14 protein-coding genes are annotated in these 14,531 nt (G+C 73.5%); 8 read left to right on the top strand and 6 right to left on the bottom strand.

Features of this window, described 5'->3' with window-relative positions; translation table 11 throughout:
- The first annotated feature begins 154 nt into the window (after window positions 1–154).
- Both RI578_RS35045 and RI578_RS35040 read left to right on the top strand, forming a co-directional pair.
- A complete protein-coding gene (locus RI578_RS35045; RefSeq protein ID WP_310874818.1) occupies window positions 155–1,159 on the top strand; it encodes a fibronectin type III domain-containing protein in 1,005 nt (334 codons plus the stop codon).
- A 164-nt stretch (window positions 1,160–1,323) separates the two neighbouring features.
- A complete protein-coding gene (locus tag RI578_RS35040) occupies window positions 1,324–1,881 on the top strand; it encodes a hypothetical protein (RefSeq protein ID WP_310874817.1) in 558 nt (185 codons plus the stop codon).
- A gap of 13 nt (window positions 1,882–1,894) precedes the next feature.
- Here RI578_RS35040 and RI578_RS35035 read toward each other — a convergent pair whose 3' ends face one another.
- The 4 genes from RI578_RS35035 to RI578_RS35020 all read right to left on the bottom strand — a co-directional run bounded on the left by RI578_RS35035 (window position 1,895) and on the right by RI578_RS35020 (window position 5,948).
- A complete protein-coding gene (locus RI578_RS35035; protein WP_310874816.1) occupies window positions 1,895–2,446 on the bottom strand; it encodes a PadR family transcriptional regulator in 552 nt (183 codons plus the stop codon).
- Window positions 2,447–2,492: 46 nt separating this feature from the next.
- Entirely contained in the window at window positions 2,493–4,508 is a 2,016-nt protein-coding gene (locus RI578_RS35030; RefSeq protein ID WP_310874815.1) for an NADPH-dependent 2,4-dienoyl-CoA reductase, read from the bottom strand.
- 110 nt (window positions 4,509–4,618) lie between these two features.
- Complete coding sequence (locus RI578_RS35025) at window positions 4,619–4,987, bottom strand: hypothetical protein (RefSeq protein WP_310874814.1); 369 nt, start codon at window positions 4,985–4,987, stop codon at window positions 4,619–4,621.
- A 70-nt stretch (window positions 4,988–5,057) separates the two neighbouring features.
- On the bottom strand, window positions 5,058–5,948 hold the full coding sequence (locus tag RI578_RS35020) for a hypothetical protein (protein WP_310874813.1): 891 nt from the start codon (window positions 5,946–5,948) through the stop codon (window positions 5,058–5,060).
- A 242-nt stretch (window positions 5,949–6,190) separates the two neighbouring features.
- Here RI578_RS35020 and RI578_RS35015 point away from each other — a divergent pair, with 242 nt between their 5' ends.
- Window positions 6,191–8,278, top strand: coding sequence for a SpoIIE family protein phosphatase (locus RI578_RS35015; protein WP_310874812.1), 2,088 nt, complete (start codon window positions 6,191–6,193; stop codon window positions 8,276–8,278).
- Here RI578_RS35015 and RI578_RS35010 read toward each other — a convergent pair.
- Together RI578_RS35010 and RI578_RS35005 are read right to left on the bottom strand one after the other, a co-directional pair.
- Window positions 8,271–9,104, bottom strand: coding sequence for a putative protein N(5)-glutamine methyltransferase (locus tag RI578_RS35010; protein ID WP_310874811.1), 834 nt, complete (start codon window positions 9,102–9,104; stop codon window positions 8,271–8,273). The two genes, RI578_RS35015 and RI578_RS35010, sit on opposite strands and share 8 nt — an antisense overlap.
- Window positions 9,105–9,276: 172 nt before the next feature.
- A complete protein-coding gene (locus tag RI578_RS35005) occupies window positions 9,277–10,341 on the bottom strand; it encodes a hypothetical protein (RefSeq protein WP_310874810.1) in 1,065 nt (354 codons plus the stop codon).
- 117 nt (window positions 10,342–10,458) lie between these two features.
- Here RI578_RS35005 and RI578_RS35000 point away from each other — a divergent pair, with 117 nt between their 5' ends.
- The 5 genes from RI578_RS35000 (at window position 10,459) to RI578_RS34980 (ending at window position 14,459) form a co-directional block, all read left to right on the top strand.
- Window positions 10,459–10,935 (top strand): MarR family winged helix-turn-helix transcriptional regulator, encoded by a 477-nt coding sequence (locus RI578_RS35000; protein ID WP_310875940.1) that lies wholly within the window; start codon window positions 10,459–10,461, stop codon window positions 10,933–10,935.
- Window positions 10,936–11,028: 93 nt separating this feature from the next.
- Window positions 11,029–11,634 (top strand): sulfite oxidase-like oxidoreductase, encoded by a 606-nt coding sequence (locus RI578_RS34995; protein ID WP_310874809.1) that lies wholly within the window; start codon window positions 11,029–11,031, stop codon window positions 11,632–11,634.
- Window positions 11,627–12,403, top strand: a complete 777-nt coding sequence (locus RI578_RS34990) for a ferredoxin reductase (protein ID WP_310874808.1) — start codon at window positions 11,627–11,629, stop codon at window positions 12,401–12,403. Before RI578_RS34995 ends, RI578_RS34990 begins: the two co-directional genes overlap by 8 nt.
- Before the next feature lie 310 nt (window positions 12,404–12,713).
- Window positions 12,714–13,298 (top strand): hypothetical protein, encoded by a 585-nt coding sequence (locus RI578_RS34985; protein ID WP_310874807.1) that lies wholly within the window; start codon window positions 12,714–12,716, stop codon window positions 13,296–13,298.
- A gap of 192 nt (window positions 13,299–13,490) precedes the next feature.
- Entirely contained in the window at window positions 13,491–14,459 is a 969-nt protein-coding gene (locus RI578_RS34980; protein ID WP_310874806.1) for an acetylxylan esterase, read from the top strand.
- Window positions 14,460–14,531 lie beyond the last annotated feature (72 nt).

Raw genomic sequence — 14,531 nt, 5'->3', positions numbered from 1 at the left:
CAGACGGTGCACGTCCGCGCCCGGCGCGCGGCCGGGGTCACCGACGCCCTCTTGATGTGGTCGCGTCACAGGCGCATATTGGTCCGGACCATTGCTCTCGGGCCGGAGAGAGCCGAAGCAGAAGCCGAGCCGCAGCCGTCCTGGAGGCAGAGCCGTGCGAGACGCACCCGTTCCCGCCGTTCCCGCCCCTGTCCCCGTACTGCGCCGCTGTGCCCTGCTCTGCGGCACACTCGTCCTGGTCACGTCCTGCGGCTGGGGCATGGGCGACGACGGCGACGACGGCGGCGGGCCGCCAGGAGCGCCGACGGGCGTCACCGCAGAGGCGGGCAGCGCCACGACCGTGCACGTGATGTGGAACGCGGTCGACGGCGTCGAGACCTACGAGGTCTATCGCGGCGGCACGTTGGTGAAGAAGGTGGAGGCGTCCGACCGCATGGTGGACGTCACCCGGCTGCGCCCCTCGACGGCCTACGCCTTCACCGTGCGGGCGCGCGACGCCGACGGGCGACTGGGGCCGCGCAGCCAGGAGGTGCGGGCGACCACCCCCGCCGCCGTCGCCGACGACTCCGCCCCGACGCGCCCGGCGGACGCCCGCGGCCGGGCGGCGGGCAGCCGGGCGGTCCAGCTCACCTGGTCCGCCGCGACCGACGACCGCGGGGTCGTGTCGTACGACGTCTACCAGGGCGGGACGAAGGTGCACAGCGTCGGCGGCGGCCAGACGGCGGCCGTGGTCACGGGGCTGCGCGCGGGCACCCGGTACTCCTTCACGGTCCGGGCGCGGGACGCCGCCGACAACGTCTCCCCCGCCGGCGCCACCGTCCGGCTCACCACCCCGGGCTCCGACGACGGCCGCGCCACCGCGCCCACCGGTCTGCGCGCGGCCTCCCACCACGCCGACGGCGGCTACTACATCGACCTCACCTGGACCCCGCCGCGCACCGACGGCCTGGTCACCGAGTACCAGATCCACCTGGACGGCCGCCCGGCGACATCACTCGTCTACGGCGCGGACGCGCCGCGCGACCGGGCGGAGTACAGCTTCTACGCGGGACCGGAGGCCGGGGTCACGCATCGGGTGCGGGTCCGGGCCAGGCTGTCCGACGGCACCTGGGGCGGACTGTCGGCGGAGCGGAAGGTGACCACGGGCGACGGCGGGTGACGCCCCGGCAGCCCTGCGGCCGACCGGCGCGTCACCTGGGCGGTCGCGCTCGGCATGCGGGCACGGCCGCCGCCCTGTTGGCTGCCCGTGAGGCAGCACGGGCGTTCCCGATCTCGGCGGCGCAAGGGATGTACCGCCGACCGTGCCGCCGGAGGGCAGTCCACATGCGCATCTCATCGCCACTACTCCGCTCCGGCCTGACCGCGGCAGCCGCCGCCGCGCTGCCCGTCGCCCTGGCCGCCGGGCCGGCTTCCGCGGGCCCGGGGATCTCCGTGAGCACCACCGGGACCACGGTGTCGGTCACGACCACCGCCTGCGCCCAGCTCAACGGCAGTTGGGGCACCGCCTCGCTGCTCACCGGCAGTCAAGGGGACTTCGCCCAGGGGCGCCAGGTGGCGCTGTCCGGGACGAGTTCCGGACAGTCCGCCTCCTGGTCGGGCATCAGCCCGGGCACGTACACGGTGATCGTCATGTGCTCCAACAACAGCACCGCCGGCACCCAGACCGTCATCGTCTCCGCGGCGCCCTCTCCTTCGCCCAGCCGCTCCGCCTCCCCCTCGCCCTCACCCTCCGCGTCGCCACGCGGTGTCATGGGCGGTCTCGGCGGGGCCGTCCAGGACTACGGCACGGCCACCCTCGTGGCGGGCGGCGCGCTGGTCGGCACGGGCGCCATCGCCGCGGCGTGGTTCCTGCGCCGCCGCCAGAAGCCGTACCGGTTCTGAGCCGTGGCCGCGCTCACTTCCGCTCGTCACCCGGCAGCCCGGCGAACTCCGCCAGCGCGTGCCTGAGCCACTGGGTCCAGAAGGTCTCCAGGTCGATGCCGGCGCGCAGCACCAGGTGCCGCAGCCGGTCCTCGGTACTGTCCCTCTCGGGCGGGAAGTCCCGCTTCTCGATCTCCTCGTACTCGGCCAACTGCCGTTCGTGCAGCTCCAGATGGCGGCGCAGGTCCGTCTCGATACCGGTGGTGCCGACCACGGCGGCGGCACGCAGCCGCAGCAGCATCGTGTCGCGCAGGGGCTTGGGGTCCTGTGCGGCGGCGGCCCAGCGGGCCAGTTCGGCGCGGCCCGCGGGCAGGACCTCGTAGGACTTCTTCTGGCCGCGGGCCGGCTGCTGGCCGGGCAGCGCGCGGATCAGGCCGTCCGCCTCCAGTTTTCCCAGCTCGCGATAGATCTGCTGGTGCGTCGCCGACCAGAAGTAGCCGATCGACCTGTCGAACCGGCGGGTCAGCTCCAGCCCCGACGACGGCTTTTCGACCAGGGCGGTGAGGATCGCGTGCGGGAGTGACATGGGCTCATCCTAGGGACGGCCCGCGCGCCTTCCGGACCGCGCGGCCCTACAGCGCCGCCGCCAGCTCGGTGCCCTGCTTGATGGCGCGCTTGGCGTCCAGTTCGGCGGCCACGTCGGCGCCGCCGATGAGGTGCGCGCTGCGCCCGGCGGCGACCAGGTCGTCGTACAGGCCGCGGCTCGGCTCCTGGCCCGTGCACAGGACGACCGTGTCGACCTCCAGGACGGTGGACTCGTCGCCGATCGTGATGTGCAGTCCGGCGTCGTCGATCCGGTCGTAGCGCACGCCCGGGACCATGGTGACGCCGCGGTGCTTCAGCTCGGTGCGGTGGATCCAGCCGGTGGTCTTGCCGAGGCCGGCGCCGACCTTGGACGTCTTGCGCTGGAGCAGGTGCACGGTGCGCGGCGGTACGGGCCGCTCGGGCGCGGCGAGGCCGCCCGGCGCGCGGTAGTCCATGTCGACGCCCCAGAGGCGGAAGTACGTCTCGGGGTTCTCGTGCGCCTTGTCGCCGCCGTCGGTGAGGTACTCGGCGACGTCGAAGCCGATGCCGCCCGCGCCGAGGATCGCGACGCGGTCGCCGACGGGGGCGCCGTCGCGGAGCACGTCGAGGTAGCCGACGACGCTCGGGTGGTCGACGCCGGGGATGTCCGGGGTGCGCGGGGTGACGCCGGTGGCGACGACGACCTCGTCGTGGCCGGCGAGATCGTCGGCTCCGACCCGGGTGTTCAGCCGTACGTCGACGCCGTGTTCCGCCAGCCGGGTGCGGAAGTAGCGCAGCGTCTCGTCGAACTCCTGCTTGCCGGGGACCTTGCGGGCGACGTTGAGCTGGCCGCCGGTCTCGCTCGCGGCGTCGAAGAGGGTGACCTCGTGGCCGCGTTCGGCAGCGCTCACCGCACAGGCCAGCCCGGCCGGTCCGGCCCCGACGACCGCGACGCGCTTGCGCCGCCGGGTCGGGGCGAGGACCAGCTCGGTCTCGTGGCAGGCGCGCGGGTTGACCAGGCAGGAGGTGATCTTGCCGCTGAAGGTGTGGTCCAGGCAGGCCTGGTTGCAGCCGATGCAGGTGTTGATGGCCTCCGGGCGGCCCGCCGCGGCCTTGGCGACGAAGTCGGGGTCGGCGAGCATGGGCCGGGCCATCGACACCATGTCGGCCGTGCCCTCGGCGAGCAGCCGCTCGGCCACCTCGGGGGTGTTGATGCGGTTGGTGGTGACGAGGGGCACCGACACCTCGCCCATCAGGCGCTCGGTCACCCAGGTGTAGGCGCCGCGCGGCACGGAGGTGGCGATGGTGGGGATGCGGGCCTCGTGCCAGCCGATGCCGGTGTTGATGATGGTCGCGCCGGCTGCCTCGACGGCCTTGGCGAGGGTCACGACCTCGGCGAGGGTGGAGCCGCCCGGGACCAGGTCCAGCATGGAGAGCCGGTAGACGACGATGAAGTCCTCGCCGACGGCCTCGCGCACCCGGCGGACGATCTCGACGGGGAGGCGCATGCGGTTTTCGTAGGAGCCGCCCCAGCGGTCGGTGCGGTGGTTGGTGCGCGCGGCGATGAACTCGTTGATCAGGTAGCCCTCGGAGCCCATGATCTCGACGCCGTCGTACCCGGCCTCGCGCGCGAGGCGGGCGGTGCGGGCGTAGTCGTCGATGGTGCGCTCGACATCGGCGTCGGTCAGCTCTCGGGGCACGTGCGGGCTGATCGGCGCCTGGAGGGGGCTCGGGGCGACGAGGTCGGCGTGGTAGGCGTAGCGGCCGAAGTGCAGGATCTGCAGGGCGATCCGGCCGCCCTCGCGGTGTACGGCGTCGGTGACGACCCGGTGCTGCTCGGCCTCCGCCTCGGTGGTGAGCTTGGCGCCGCCCTCGTACGGCCGGCCCTCGTCGTTGGGGGCGATGCCGCCAGTGACGATGAGGCCCACTCCGCCGCGGGCGCGGGCGGCGTAGAAGGCGGCCATGCGCTCGAAGCCGCGCTCGGCCTCTTCCAGGCCGACGTGCATGGAGCCCATCAGGACCCGGTTGGGCAGCGTGGTGAAGCCCAGGTCGAGCGGGCTCAGCAGGTGGGGGTAACGGCTCATCGGGCCCTCCGTGCGCGGTGTCGTGCCTCTGTTGTAGAGGACGGCCGCCTCTTTGTGCAACTAGTTGCACAAAGAGGCGGCGCACACCACACCGCCGCCTCGGGCCTCGGTCAGTGGTTCTCCAGCCGTACGTGCAGTTCCCGCTCCTGGTCCCCGGAGGCCGTGCTCAGGTCGTGCACGGTGAACAGGGAGTCCAGGGTGGTGCGGAAGCGCTCGATCGCCCAGTAGCCGCCCTGCACGTCGGCCTCCACGGACGCCCTGAGCCGGGCGGGGTCGCACTCGCCCCGGGCCTCGGCCACGTCGAAGGTGCCGAGCCACACGGTGGGGCGCACCTCGTGGTAGTCCCGGGGCACCTCGTCCGAGCGCCGGTCCGACGAGAAGCACGTGCACAGGGCGTCGAACACGGTCCGGGCGTCCTCCTTGCTGCACCCGCTCAGCTCCACCGAGACGGACTCCGGATGCAGTCGCTCACCGTCCATCGTGATCGCTCCTCTCGTGGCCCATACCACCAGAAAAGCACCACTCGCCGCCCGATGCGAAGGGGGCGGGTCAGCCCCGCGTGAAGCGGTAGGTCCTGCTGTCCGTCAGCACGCAGAAGCCCGGCGACACGACGATCACGCGCAGGGTGCCGGTACGGCGGTCGTAGTCGATGCCCTCCGCCTCGAAGCCGCCGGAGCAGGCGCTGCGCAGGGGCAGCTGCCGCAGGGCGGTGACGTGGCCGGTGACGTCGGCGGTGCCGTTCGGCGCGGCGGACAGGTCGATCCGCAGCAGCGGCTTGGTGATGCCGAAGAGGGTGCCCGCCGGGTCGTCGGAGGAGCACAGCAGCGTGGTCGCGTCGAGGAAGTCGCAGCCCTGGACGTCGCGCACGGCGTGGTCCAAGTGGACGGTGGCCGCCTGCGGGAGGTTCACCGAGGGCGAGGTGCTCGCGTTGACGCCGGGCGTCGGGAAGACGAGCAGCCGGTTCATGGTGCCCCACTCCCCCGCCAGCATCCACTGGCCGTCCGGGGAGATCGCGGACCAGGAGTTGTTCAGCGCCTCGCCGGGGCTCAGCGTGTGCACGTACTCCGACCAGCGCCCGTCCGGCGCCTGCACGCGGAACATCTTGGTGTTCCCGTCGTCGCGCTGGTACGGCTCGACGTAGTGGCCGTCGTAGGAGGCGTCGGGGTCGCCGACGTGGTTCCAGCCGCGGGTGCTGAGGCTCAGGGGGATGGTGCCGATGCCCGTGTAGCGATTGGGGCTGCCGGCCGGGACCTCGACCGAGGCCAGACCCTGGCTCTCGGTCAGCGGGTCGGCGCGGTCGGAGCCCACCTCCGTCCAGATGTCGGCGGACGGCGCGGCGGACGGGGCGGCGGCGGACGGACCGGCGAGACCGACGGCGAGGGCGAGGGCGGCGAGGCCGGTCAGAGCGGCATGACAACGTTGCCGGGCGCGCAGGGGCATGGGCGGGCTCCTCGGTGGGGGGTGGGCGGTACGCACTCGGCGCACAGTCTGTCCCGAGGTTGCAGTCATGTACAGACCAACCTCGGCCGCGCTCCGTGCGGCGGCCGCAGCCGTGCCGGGTGATGCTGGAAGGAGACGGCGGAGCCTCGGAGAAACGGCCCTGTGGGCGGTGGAACGCGGTAGAACAAGGGAGTCGGCATCAAAAGGGCGTGCCGCGTGGAACGGCGAAGGCGGGGCGTGGGATGAGTGCAGCCGGGTCTGCCGGGTTCGGGGGCGACACGTCGCCGCGCGGACCGGTGCGGCCCAGCGGGCTGCTCGACGTGCTGAACGTGGCCTCGGTCGTACTGGACACCGAGGGCCGGATCGTGCTGTGGAGCCCGCAGGCCGAGGAGTTGTTCGGATACACCGCACCGGAGGCGCTGGGGCAGTACGCCGCCCGCATCATGGTCCACGAACGCCATCTCGACCTGGTCGTGAAGCTGTTCGCCGACGTCATGAAGACCGGCCAGAGCTGGGCCGGGGCGTTCCCCATCCGCCACAAGGACGGCGGCACCCGGTTGGTGGAGTTCCGCAACATGCGCCTCCTGGACGACCGGGGCGACGTCTACGCGCTGGGACTCGCCGTCGACCGGTCCACCGTGCGCCGGCTGGAGCACGACGTGGCACTGTCCACGCGGGTGATCAGGCAGTCCCCGATCGGGCTGGCCGTCCTCGACACCGATCTGAGGTACGTCTCGGTCAACCCGTCCCTGGAGAACATGAACGGCATGACCGCCGAGGAGCACCTCGGCCGGACGGTCCGCCAGGTGCTGCCCCTGGTGGACGCCGCTCCCCTGGAGGAGGCGGCGCGCCGGGTGCTGGAGACCGGACTGCCGATCGTCGGCCAGCCCGCGACCGGGCGGACCCCCGCCGACCCGGACGAGGAGCACACCTGGTCGCTGTCGCTGTACCGGCTGGAGGACGCCGTCGGTGCGGTGCTGGGCCTCGCCGTGTCGGTCGTGGACGTCACCGAGCAGCACTGGGCGGGCGTCGAGGCGGAGGCCGCGCGGCGCCGGCTGGCCGCCGTCGCGGACGCCTCCGCGCGGATCGGCACCACCCTGGAGCTGGACCGCACGGCGCACGAGCTGGCCGACGTGGCCGTGCCGGACCTCGCCGACATCGCGGCCGTGGACCTGCTGGAGGCCGTGGTGAAGGGCCGGCGCAGCACCCTGGGCCCGGCCGAGCCCGCGGTGATCCGGGCCCTGGCCGTGCAGGCGAACGACGCCCCGGACGCGCTGCGGGCGGCCGATCCACCCGGCCAGGTCGCCCGGTACGGGCCGGACCGCCTGGTCACCGAGTGCGTGCGCACGGCCCGGCCGGTGCTGGTGGAGCGGGTGACGGAGGAGGACCTGCCGCGCATCGCCCGTTCACCGGAGGCGGCCGAGCTGCTGCGCCGGGCGGGTGTGCACTCCTACCTGGCCGTTCCGCTGATCGCGCGGGGCGAGGTGCTGGGCGCCCTGGACCTCAAACGGATCGGCAATCCGCTGCCGTTCGGCGAGGACGACCTGCTGCTGGCCCGGGAGCTGGCCGTCCGCGCGGCGGTGCAGATCGACAACGCCCGCTGGTACCAGAACGCCCGCGACACCGCCCTCACCCTCCAGCGCAGCCTGCTGCCGAGTCATCCTCCGGTGACGGGCGGACTGGAGGTCGCCTCCCGCTACCAGCCCGCCGAGGCGACCAGCGAGGTCGGCGGCGACTGGTTCGACGTGATCGAGCTGGAGGACTGCAAGACCGCGCTCGTGGTGGGTGACGTGATGGGCAGCGGCATCGCGGCGGCGGCCTCCATGGGGAGGCTGCGCACCGCGACGAACACCCTGGCCGCCCTCGATCTCGACCCGGCGTTCCTGCTCGGACACCTCGACCGGACCACGGCCGGCCTGGACCAGGCCATCGCCACCTGCCTCTACGCGGTCCACGACCCGCACCGGCGGCAGTGTCTGATCGCCAACGCCGGGCACCTGCCACCGGTGCGCCTGCGCGCCGGCCGTCCGCCGGAACTGCTGGACCTGCCCACCGGGGTGCCGCTGGGCGTGGGCGGCGTCGCCTTCTCGACCACCACCGTCGATCTGGAGCCGGGCGACCGGCTGGTGTTCTACACCGACGGTCTCGTCGAGACGCGCCGGCATCCGCTGGACGAGCGGCTGGACGCGCTCCTCGCCCTGCTGGAGGGCCCGGACCGCCCGCTGGAGGAGGTCTGCGACCTGCTCCTGCGCACGCTGCACGAGCCGGAGAACTCCGACGACGTGGCCCTGCTGATCGCCCGGGCCACGACGCCGGACGTGCCTAGCTGAGGTCGCGCTCCCTGACGCCGATCACCACATGGGCGTACAGCTCGTCGCAGACCGCGAGGCGGGTCGTCAGGCCGGCGCGGGCGAAGGCGTCGACGGCCGCAGGTGCCTGGCGTCGGCTCGTCTCGGCCAGCAGGCAGCCGCCGGGCGCGAGCCAGCGGGGCGCCTCGGCCGCGACCCTGCGCAGCACCCCGAGACCGTCGGTGCCGCCGTCGAGGGCGACCAGCGGCTCGTGCTCCCGCGCCTCGGCGGGCAGCAGGGCGACCTCGCCGGTGGGTACGTAGGGCACGTTGGCCGCGAGTATGTCCGCCCGGCCGCGCAGCGCCGCGGGCAGCGCGTCGAACAGGTCACCGGCGTACACCCGGCCCCCGGCGGCCGCGAGGTTGCCGCGGGCGCAGCGCACGGCGGCCGGGTCGACGTCGGCGGCGTGCACCTCGGGCCGGTCCAGGGCGGCGGCCAGGGCGGCACCGACGGCGCCGGAGCCGCAGCACAGGTCCACGACGACGGCCGCGTCCGGCGCCTGCGCGAGGGCCTCGGCCACCAGGAACTCGGTACGGCGGCGGGGCACGAAGACACCGGGGGCGACGGCGACGCGCAGGCCGCGGAACTCGGCCCAGCCGAGGACGAGTTCGAGGGGCACTCCGGTGACGCGGCGGTCGACCAGGGCGGTGAGTTGCCCGGCGGTGCGGGCGGCGCCCAGGATCAGTTCCGCCTCGTCCTCGGCGAAGACGCAGCCCGCGGCGCGCAGCGCGGCCACGACGGAGTCGGGCGACGGGAAGGAGGGGGAGAAAGGGGAGGGGAACGAAGGGGTGGAGAACAGCTGAGGCATGGAAGCCGAGAGCCTTTCGAGAACCGAAGGGCGCTCTCACGGTCACCCGCTGGCGGGGACCGCACTGCCGTGAGGTGAGAGCACCCGGGCCGACACAGCGGTAATGGGTCTCACCTCCCAGGCGTCCGGCGGCCGGGACTGTCCTCGGCCGCCGGTCACACTACCCCAATGATCAGACGCCGACGGTCTCCTCGGCCTCTTCGTCCGCCTCCTCCGCCGCGGGCACCGCCTTGCGCTCGTTCGGCCTCGCGTGCCTGGCGGGGGTGGCCGACGCGGGCGCCGTACCGCCCCGCTCGCGGACGGCGGCGACCGCCGTCACCAGGAGGCCGAGCAGCAGCCAGGCGACCAGTGTCCACACGCCGCGGCCCAGTCCGTCGCCGTCGAAGTACAGCAGGCCGCGGGCGCCCTCGACGAACCCGGCGCCGTTCCAGAAGGCGTGCAGGGTGCCGAAGAAGCCGTTCTGCAGTTCGGGGCGGAACAGGCCGCCCGAGGTGGTGAAGTTCAGCATCACGAACAGCACCATCATGGCGAGCGTGGTCCACCGCTTGAGGAAGGTGTGCAGGCCCACGCCGATGAACAGGATGCCCGCCGCGTACAGCCAGGCCAGGCCCCACACACCGGCGAGATCGTGGTGGGCGAGGTGGAACACCGGTCCGGCGAGCAGGGCGCCGATCCCGCTGACGACGACGGAGACGCCGAGGGTGAGCAGGGCCCGGACGCGCATGGACAGGGCGGCGCCGGCGGCTCCGAGGGCGGCCACGGAGGCGTAGGAGCCGATGCTGACCGCGATCAGCAGGAAGAACAGGCCCTGGCCGGTGGGGTCGTCGTCGACCGGGGTGGCCACGTCGGTCACCTTCAGCGGGACGCCCTGCCGCTCGGCGAGCGGGGTGAAGACCTTCTCCGCCGCCATGGCGCCCATGTCGGACGCGGCGGTGGCCACCACGACCTCGGGCGCCTTGTCGCCGGGCACGTAGGCGCCGGTGATGTCGCGGGCCTTCAGCAGGTCGACGGCGTCGGCGCGGGTGGCGACGGTCCGTACGTCGAGGTCGTCGCCGGCCTTGTCCTTGACCGACTGGGCGAGCACCTTCGCCTCGGGGCCGGAGCCGACGACGGCGACCGGCAGGTGGTTCGGCTCGGGGGTGACGAAGGCCCCCATGTACGCGAGTCCCATCCCGATGCACATCAGCAGCGGGGTGATCAGGTGCGTGAGCACGTGGCGCAGGGCGTGCGACCTCATCGCTCACATCCTCCAATGACTGGTTCGGCGGCGGCAGATAGTTGGCTTATACAACTCTCTCTTCAAGTTGTACTATACAACTAGCAATGCGGAGGAGGACCTGTGACGACGGCCGAGATGCCCGATGAGACGACTGTCACCCCCGGCGGCCGCCCGGCGGAGGCCGTGGAGACCATCCAGCGGGAGATGACGGCCTTCGCCCGCCGCGCCCGCGCCTCGGCGGGCCGCATGCACCCCGAGCTGTCGCTGGTGTCGTACACGCTGCTCGGTCACCTGGAGGAGCGGGACGGCTGCCGGGCCACCGACCTGGCCGCCCACTACGCCCTGGACAAGTCCACCGTCAGCCGCCAGGTGTCCGCCCTGGAGCGCACCGAACTCGTCGAGCGGCGCGTCGACCCGGACGACCACCGCGTCCAGGTCCTGCACCTGACGGAGGCCGGACGGCACATCCTGGCCCAGGTCACCGAGAGCCGCCGGACGGCCTTCCGGGAGCGGCTCGCCGACTGGCCCGAGGAGGACCTGGTCCGCTTCGCCGCGTATCTGGAGCGGTACAACGCGTGGCAGGAGGCCGCACCCGGCGAGGGCCAGGACTGAGGTGCGCCTCCGAGAGCACGTACGGTTGACCGCGTACGCACTGATCACGCCGGCCGCGGGCATCCCTCGCGGCGGCCCGAAAGGCCCCACCGCATGAACACCACCCGAGGCTTCACCGGGCGCCCGCGCGCCGCCCGGCCGGGACTGCCGCCCGGCCAGTACGACGCCGGTGACGACTGGCCCGTGCTGTCCGCCGAGGTCACGCCCGACGTGTCGCTGGCCGACTGGACCTTCCGCGTGAGCGGGCTGGTGGCCGAGCCCCGCACCTGGGACTGGGCCGGAGCGCACCGGCTGCCGGCGTCGGCGTACTCGGGCGACATCCACTGCGTGACCGGCTGGTCGAAGTTCGGGGTGCGGTTCGGGGGCGTGTCCCTGGACGCCTTCCTGGAGGCGGCGCGCCCGCTGCCGTCCGCCACGCACGCCGTCGCCTACGCGCACACCGGGTACACCGCGAACCTGCCGCTCGCGGACCTGACCGGCGGGCGCGCCTGGATCGTGTGGGAGTACGACGGGCAGCCCCTCGTCCCCGAGCACGGCGGCCCGGCGCGGCTGGTGGTGCCGCACCTGTACTTCTGGAAGAGCGTCAAGTGGATCGCGGGCCTGGAGCTCCTGGACCACGACGAACCGGGCTTCTGGGAGCAGAACGGCTACCACGCGCGCGGCAACCCCTGGGAGGAGCAGCGGTACTCCGGTGACTGAGACAGCGACGCACACGGCAGGGTCCTTCACTCCCCCGACGCGGTTCGCCGTGCCCAGGCGCATCGAGGTGGACGGCCCGACGGCCGGGACGTGGCAGACCGCCACCCTCACGGAGATCCGCCGCGAGACGCACCGCGCGTCCACCTTCCGGTTCGCCGTACCCGGCTGGGCGGGCCATCTGCCCGGCCAGCACCTGATGCTGCGGCTGACCGCCGAGGACGGGTACGTGGCCCAGCGCCACTATTCGCTGGCGTCCGCGCCCGACGACTCCGGGCACATCGAGCTGACCCTCGACCACGTCGAGGACGGCGAGGTGTCCGGCTGGTTCCACACGGTCGCCCGGCCCGGCGACCGGATCGAGGTGCGCGGCCCGCTGAGCGGCTTCTTCGCCTGGCCGGGCGACCGGCCCGCCCTGCTGCTGGGCGCGGGTTCCGGCGTGGTGCCGCTGATGTCGATGGTGCGGCACCACCGGGCGCTGGGACTGACGGTGCCGCTGCGACTGCTGGTGTCCGCGCGCACTCCCGGGGAACTCATCTACGCCCGCGAACTCGGCGCGGAGACGACCCCCGTGTTCACCCGCGGCGCGCCGGCCGGGACGCCCGTGGGCCGGATGACGACCGCGCACCTGGCACCGCTCCTGGCCGAAGCGCCCGCCGACGGCTGGGAGGCCTACGTGTGCGGCTCCAACTCCTTCGCGGAGCACGCCTCGCGGCTGCTGGTGGCGGCCGGTCAGCCGGTGGACCGGATCAGGATCGAACGCTTCGGCTGACCCACGGCCGGGCCGCGGTGGACGGCGCCCCGGCACCGCGCCACGCTTGGACGCCCCTCGGCCCCGAGTCCGAGGGCCGCACCAGCCGCGGCCCCCGGTTTCCCCCGGGCGCCGCTGGGCACCTGTCCGCGGTGCGGAGCAGTCGTCCGGCGTTCCGGGGTGGGCGACATGGTGAGCGAGACGCGCCGAACGGGGTACCAGACCTGTGCGGGCACTCGCACGCGTGGCGCGACGCGGAGACACGGCGGCCCCCCGCTCTCGTACGGCCGTCCGCCCGGCCTCCGGTCGCTGTGATCGCGAGGAGGTCGACATGCGAACCCGGGTGCGCGGCTGGCGCGTGCGGCGCAATCCGCTGCGGCGCCGGTCGGACGTCGTCGAGGCGTGGACCGCGCTGGTCGTCGCGGTCCTGCTGATCGTGGGAGCACCGCTGCTCGGAGCCGCCGCGGCCATATGGGGCCACGGTCAGGCCCAGGCGGTCGCGGCGGAGCAGCGCGCGGAGCGGCACCGCGTCCGCGCCGAGGTGGTCGGCCGGACTCCCGACACGCTGCCGTCGGTGCAGGCCGGCGGACAGCACTCGTACCGCGCGACCGTGCGCTGGAGCACGCCGGACGGTACCGACCGGAGCACTACGGCCCGTGTCCCGGCCGGCGCCGGGCACGGTGACGCGGTCGACGTGTGGCTGGACTCCCGGGGCAAGAGCGTGCCGCCGCCGACGGACGGTTCCGCGGTCTGGCAGCACAGCGTCACGATCGGCGTGTGCACCACCATGGGGGCGGCGCTCACGGTGCTCCTCGCACACTGCGCCGTACGCAAGGTGGCCCTCCGGCACCGGATGGCCGAGTGGGACCGCGACTGGGCCCTCACCGAACCCCAGTGGACACGCCGCCGGGCCTGACGGCACGCCGGTGACCCGACCACCTGGCCCCGGCCCCGGGGCCCGGCACGGTCCGGGTCGGCGTTCGATCCGTCGAACCGCAGGTCAGGCCGGTGGGCTGCCCGCCGACGATCTGGCGAGACCTCCGACCATTCACGTACGGTGTGATCATCCGTACGGTCCGGCACTGTCTCCCCGCAAAGGCGGTTCTCGATGGCCCTGTTCGACCTTCCGCTCGAAGAACTCCGCGCCTACCGCAGCGCGTCGGCAGAGCCCGAGGACTTCGACGCGTTCTGGAGCAAGACGCTCGACGAAGCCCGCGCGCACGATCTGGACGCCCGCTTCGAACCGGTCGACACGGGACTGACCACGGTGCGGGTGCACGACGTGACGTTCGCCGGGTTCGGCGGTCACCCGGTGAAGGGCTGGCTGATCCTGCCGGCCGCGGCGGAGGAACCGCTGCCGCTGGTCGTGGAGTTCGTCGGGTACGGCGGCGGGCGCGGGCTGCCGCACGAGCACCTGCTGTGGGCGTCCACCGGCCGGGCGCACTTCGTGATGGACACCCGCGGCCAGGGCAGCGCCTGGGGCGGCGGTGGTGGGACGGCGGACCCCGTCGGCGGCACGCCCGCGTACCCGGGCTTCATGACCCGCGGCCTGGACGCCCCCGAGAACTACTACTACCGCCGCGTCTTCACCGACGCCGTGCGCGCGGTCGAGGCGGCCCGCTCCCACCCGCTCACCGACCCCGCACGCACGGTCGTCCTCGGGGGCAGCCAGGGCGGCGGCATCACGATCGCCGTGGGCGGCCTGGTGCCGGACCTCACGGCCGTCGCGCCGGACGTGCCGTTCCTCAGCGACTTCCCGCGCGCGACCAAGCTCACCGACCGGCACCCCTACCGGGAGATCGGCCTGTACCTCAAGACGCACCGCGGCCGCACCGAGGACGCGCTGCGCACGCTGTCCTACTTCGACGGCGTGCACTTCGCGGCGCGCGGCCGGGCACCCTCCCTGTTCTCGGCGGCCCTGGAGGACCAGACCTGCCCGCCGTCGACCGTCTTCGCGGCGTTCAACGCCTGGGCGCACGACGACAAGGCGATCGAGGTGTACGACTTCAACGACCACGAGGGCGGCGGGCCCTTCCAGCAGGCGGCCAAGTTGCGCTGGCTGCGCTCGTACCTCTGAGCCCGCGCGATCCCGCCACGGCCGGGTCGGCGGCCTTCCGCCCAGTCCGACCAGTCGGTATGTGCATGGAGC

Source organism: Streptomyces sp. BB1-1-1 (assembly GCF_031597775.1).
Lineage (GTDB): Bacteria > Actinomycetota > Actinomycetes > Streptomycetales > Streptomycetaceae > Streptomyces > Streptomyces thinghirensis.
This window is presented reverse-complemented; position numbering and strand designations above follow the sequence as displayed.

Bases quoted from the DNA above. Each gene is read 5' to 3' on its own strand.
- RI578_RS35040 (WP_310874817.1), top strand. From the start codon at position 1,324: ATGCGCATCTCATCGCCACTACTCCGCTCCGGCCTGACCGCGGCAGCC.
- RI578_RS35035 (WP_310874816.1), bottom strand. From the start codon at position 2,446: ATGTCACTCCCGCACGCGATCCTCACCGCCCTGGTCGAAAAGCCGTCG.
- RI578_RS35030 (WP_310874815.1), bottom strand. From the start codon at position 4,508: ATGAGCCGTTACCCCCACCTGCTGAGCCCGCTCGACCTGGGCTTCACC.
- RI578_RS35025 (WP_310874814.1), bottom strand. From the start codon at position 4,987: ATGGACGGTGAGCGACTGCATCCGGAGTCCGTCTCGGTGGAGCTGAGC.
- RI578_RS35020 (WP_310874813.1), bottom strand. From the start codon at position 5,948: ATGCCCCTGCGCGCCCGGCAACGTTGTCATGCCGCTCTGACCGGCCTC.
- RI578_RS35015 (WP_310874812.1), top strand. From the start codon at position 6,191: ATGAGTGCAGCCGGGTCTGCCGGGTTCGGGGGCGACACGTCGCCGCGC.
- RI578_RS35010 (WP_310874811.1), bottom strand. From the start codon at position 9,104: ATGCCTCAGCTGTTCTCCACCCCTTCGTTCCCCTCCCCTTTCTCCCCC.
- RI578_RS35005 (WP_310874810.1), bottom strand. From the start codon at position 10,341: ATGAGGTCGCACGCCCTGCGCCACGTGCTCACGCACCTGATCACCCCG.
- RI578_RS35000 (WP_310875940.1), top strand. From the start codon at position 10,459: ATGCCCGATGAGACGACTGTCACCCCCGGCGGCCGCCCGGCGGAGGCC.
- RI578_RS34995 (WP_310874809.1), top strand. From the start codon at position 11,029: ATGAACACCACCCGAGGCTTCACCGGGCGCCCGCGCGCCGCCCGGCCG.
- RI578_RS34985 (WP_310874807.1), top strand. From the start codon at position 12,714: ATGCGAACCCGGGTGCGCGGCTGGCGCGTGCGGCGCAATCCGCTGCGG.
- RI578_RS34980 (WP_310874806.1), top strand. From the start codon at position 13,491: ATGGCCCTGTTCGACCTTCCGCTCGAAGAACTCCGCGCCTACCGCAGC.